General features: G+C 68.4%; 1 protein-coding gene and 1 pseudogene. Both read right to left on the bottom strand.

What is annotated here, in order from left to right; all coding sequences use genetic code 11:
- A partial coding sequence (locus FUT87_RS27735) for an RNA polymerase sigma-54 factor (protein ID WP_404935484.1) occupies nt 1-643 on the bottom strand: 643 nt, incomplete at its 3' end.
- Between the two features lie 25 nt (nt 644-668).
- A pseudogene (locus FUT87_RS31235) lies at nt 669-791 on the bottom strand (hypothetical protein); the annotation flags it as partial.
- Nucleotides 792-798 lie beyond the last annotated feature (7 nt).

The raw sequence follows: 798 nt of genomic DNA, 5'->3' as shown, positions 1-798 counted from the left end.
GCGCCACCACCAGGCCCTGGCGGGCCAGCTGGCGCGTGATCTCGGCGTCGGACAGCGGGTTCTCGGGCCGCTCGGCCTCGATGATGTCCTTGATCAGCCCGCGGATCGCCGTGCCGGAGCAGGCGCTGCCGTTGCTGCTCACGATCGCGCGGGAGAAGAAGTACTTGAGCTCGTACACGCCGGTGGGCGTCGCCAGGTACTTGTTGTTGGTCACCCGCGAGACGGTCGATTCATGGATGCCGACCTCGTCGGCGATCTCCTTGAGCCCCAGCGGCTTCATCGCCATCGCGCCGAACTCGAGGAAGTGGCGCTGCCGGCGCACGATCGCGCTGGCCACGTCCAGGATGGTCGAGAAGCGCTGCTCGATGTTGCGCATCGTCCAGCGCGCCTCCTGCAGGTGGTTGGCCATCTCGGCATGGCCCTGCTGGCGATGACGCTGGAACAGCTCCGCATAGACCTGGTTCATCCGCACCTTGGGAATGACCGCCGGATTGAGCTGCACCCGCCACTGGCCGCGCACCTTGGTCGTCAGGACGTCCGGCACGATGTAGGCGGCCTGCGTCGTCTCGTAGCGCCAGCCCGGCCGAGGATCGAAGCGGCGCAGCTTCAGGCAGGACCGCCTCCGCTTCCGCCACGCTGACATCCAGCAACTGCGCCAGCGCCGGAATGTCGCGCGAGGCCAGCAGGTTCAGGTGCTGGGTGATGATGCGCTCGGCCAGCCGGCGGCTGCGGGCGTCCTCGATCTTGGGCAGCTGCAGCAGCAGGCATTCCGCGACGCTGCGCGCGCCCACGCCCAGC

Source organism: Mitsuaria sp. TWR114, from assembly GCF_007997345.1.
Note: the sequence above shows the minus strand (reverse complement) of the source record. Positions and strands in the feature narration are given on the sequence as shown.